The 3,473-nt window shown below is 40.3% G+C and carries 3 protein-coding genes; all 3 read right to left on the bottom strand.

The genetic code is table 11. The features are described 5' to 3' along the window. A partial coding sequence (locus B4F08_RS10670; protein ID WP_291374349.1) for a sensor histidine kinase occupies window positions 1–1,822 on the bottom strand: 1,822 nt, incomplete at its 3' end. Window positions 1,823–1,835: 13 nt separating this feature from the next. After that, complete coding sequence (gene kdpC / locus B4F08_RS10665; RefSeq protein WP_125318337.1) at window positions 1,836–2,447, bottom strand: potassium-transporting ATPase subunit KdpC; 612 nt, start codon at window positions 2,445–2,447, stop codon at window positions 1,836–1,838. Between the two features lie 9 nt (window positions 2,448–2,456). Next, window positions 2,457–3,473 (bottom strand): potassium-transporting ATPase subunit KdpB (gene kdpB / locus B4F08_RS10660; RefSeq protein ID WP_291374348.1); only part of this gene is annotated, 1,017 nt, incomplete at its 5' end.

Here is a 3,473-nt window from a genome sequence, read left to right as displayed (position 1 = left end):
AGCGAATGGCAATAACTCCATGACTCTCGACAAGATTCAGTGGATTAAACCACCACTCTGTCTTCGTTAAAGTATTGGTAAAACGTCCACAAGGTTTTACATTTTTTTGAGCCCAATCTGCTGCGATTTGATCTTTCTCATTTAGAACCGAGATTTCACCAGAAACTTGAGTAGCAACTCTTAACCATACATATGCGTTTAATGAGCTTTCTAAGTGTTGCTTAGCTATATTTAGAACCTGTTGAATATCAACACAGCTGGATAACTTTCTTTCTAACTCCTGTAATTGCAGTGAAGCTGAATTGGCAGCACGTAAACTCAAAACCTGAGCACGCAATTGATTTGCTAAGCGTCCGACCAAAAGTGCTGAAATAATAAAAGTAATAATTGTAATCACACCGCGTTCAGCACTAATCATAAATGTGAAGCGTGGTTCAATAAAAAAGTAGTTATAGAGTAAAAAACAAATAAATACGCTAGCAAGCGTAATCAACATTTTTGCTCGAATTGCGACAAGCAAGACCGTGACAATAAAGATTAATGCTAAATCACTATATCCAATAAATCGGTCACTGATCGCAGCAATCATCAATCCCAATAAAATAATGAATGAACTTTCTAATAATTCTTTATGGTCAACACTAAATTTCTGCTCAGACTGAGCCATATCAAGTAGTGAGTTTTTTAACTCCTGTGACTTAGACTTTAAGGGCTGAACAAAAGTAATCTCAAAAGGATGTTGTTTTTCTAAAAGCTGATCAGCAATATGATCTGAAGACAAACGTTGCCATAAAGATTTTTTTGCACTCTTGCCCAATAAAATATTAGATGCACCATAATCATAAGCAGCCTGTAAAATCGTTGCTGCAATTTGATTGCTATACAATAAATAGGTATCTGCTCCTAACTTACGTGCCAAATTAAATGCTTTAGTGACAGCAAAGCTTTGCGTGTTTTCAATCTTGCTTTTTTGAATTGAAATCACACTCCAAGTTGCATTCCTCCTTTCAGCAATCCGATGTGCTCGTCTGACCAAATCTTCAGAAAATTCAGCTCCATCGATGGCTAACATGACATGATTTTGAATCGGAATAATTTGTCCCTGAGCTACAAATTTCTCCCGATAATCAATATCCACCTGCCCTGCAACCGTTTGAATTGCAAGGTCTCGTAAAGCGGTGAGATTGGCTGGCTTAAAAAAGCCTTGCAAAGCATGTGGAGCGACATCTGCTAAATAAATTTTGCCATGATTCATACGCTCCAATAGTTCAGGTACAGGAAGATCAACCAAGCGAATATCTTTTAATCTTTTTAATAGCGCATCAGGCACGGTTTCTGTTACCCGAATGCCCGTAATTTGATAGACCACATCATTCAAACTTTCAAGATGCTGAATATTCAATGTGCTATACACATCAATACCCGCATCTAATAGTTCATTCACATCTTGCCAACGATATTCATGACGACTATTGGGCACGTTTCGATGTGCGAGTTCATCGACCAAAACAATTTCAGGTTTTAACTTCAGAATTTGATCAAGATCCATTTCATCTAAAAATCGATCTTGATATTCAACAGTCTTTTTAGGAATAACATTCAGTCCTTGAATCAAAGCTTCGGTATCAGCTCGACCATGCGTTTCGACCACGCCCACCAGCACATGATGACCTTGTCGCATCAACTCATGTGCTCTCGACAACATGGCAAAGGTTTTGCCCACGCCAGGTGCCGCACCCAAGAAAATGGTTAAGCGTCCAGATTGTTCACGTTGGCTATGTGCCAACCATGCATCTGCTTTGTTATTTCGGTCGATCTGCATAGGCTCAGCTCTATCAACGTGAGGTTGATGATAATTGATCTAAAGCGATGTTGAGCTGAAGCACATTAACTCGTGCCTGCCCATACAAGCCCAATTGAACAGATTTAATCTGTTGTTGCACCAAATCTCTCACTTTCTGCTCGGATAAAGTACGTTGTTGTGCCACACGTTTCACTTGTAATAGTGCACTTTCAGGTGAAATATCTGGATCAATCCCGCTACCCGAAGCAGTGATCATCTCTGCTGGTACTTGTTGCTCAAAGATTTGATTGTTTTGAGCAAACTGCAAGGTTCTTTCTTTAAATTGCTTTTGCAATTCAGGATTAGACACTGCCAAGTTACTTCCTGCCATACCATCCACATTATAATTCACAGCACTCGGACGACTATGGAAATATTGTTCACTCACAAAGTTCTGTCCCACTAAGCTGGACCCGACAATTTTTCCATTTAACTCGATGACACTACCATTGGCCTGTTTTGTAAATAACAATTGAGCCAAAGATACACTCAGACTGCAATACAATACGCCTGCGATCAAGAACCCAACCAACACTAAACCTAGGCTAGACCGAAAAATGGATTGTGCTTCAGCCGATAGGGGAAGATTTTCTAATGTATTCATGATGCACTCCTAAATCCACAACGACACAATAAGGTCAATCAATTTGATCGCAATAAAAGGGAAAACCACACCACCTACACCATAGATCAACATATTACGACGCAATAGCTGTAAGGCACTGGCAGGTTTAAATTGCACCCCTTTGAGCGCTAAAGGAATCAACATCGGAATGATCAGTGCATTAAAAATCAATGCAGAAATCACCGCACTACTTGGGCTATTCAATTGCAAAATATTTAAAACATCAAGCTGAGGAATCGCAACGGCGAACAATGCAGGTAAAATCACAAAGTATTTAGACACATCATTTGCTAAAGAAAATGTGGTTAAAGCACCACGGGTAATCAACTGCTGCTTACCAATTTCGACCACATCAAGCAATTTGGTTGGATCAGAATCTAGATCGACCATATTTCCCGCTTCTTTTGCAGCTTGCGTGCCTGAGTTCATGGCTAAACCAATATCTGCTTGTGCCAAAGCGGGTGCATCATTGGTTCCATCACCGACCATCGCGACTAATTTTCCTGCGGCTTGTTCTTTACGAATACAGGCTAACTTATCTTCTGGTCGAGCTTCAGCAATATAATCATCTACACCTGCTTCAGCGGCAATTGCAGCTGCGGTCAAGGGATTATCCCCTGTTACCATGATGGTTTTAATCCCCATTTCCCGTAACAATGCAAAGCGCTCTTTAATCCCTTGTTTAATCACATCCGACAATTCAATCACACCTAAAATTGTATGATTCGATGCAACAACCAATGGCGTTGCGCCTTTAGACGCGACTTGTTCTACACGGGTTTTCAGCTCAATATTGTCTTTAATCTCTTGCTGGGTAAATTTTAGAATCGCATCCACTGCGCCTTTGCGAATCTTTTGCCCTGTCGCTAAATCAACCCCAGATAAACGTGTTGAAGCACTAAACTGAATAAATTCTGCATCTTTAGGTTCACGGATACTTTCACCCATTTCTTTACCTAAACTCACGACCGATTTACCTTCAGGCGTTGGGTCAGCAAAAGACGT

This window comes from Acinetobacter sp. UBA6720 (assembly GCF_002454215.1).
Lineage (GTDB): Bacteria > Pseudomonadota > Gammaproteobacteria > Pseudomonadales > Moraxellaceae > Acinetobacter.
The sequence above is the reverse complement of the archived record's forward strand: the minus strand, read 5'-3'. Positions and strand labels throughout refer to the sequence as shown.

Bases quoted from the DNA above. Each gene is read 5' to 3' on its own strand.
- kdpC (WP_125318337.1), bottom strand. From the start codon at position 2,447: ATGAATACATTAGAAAATCTTCCCCTATCGGCTGAAGCACAATCCATT.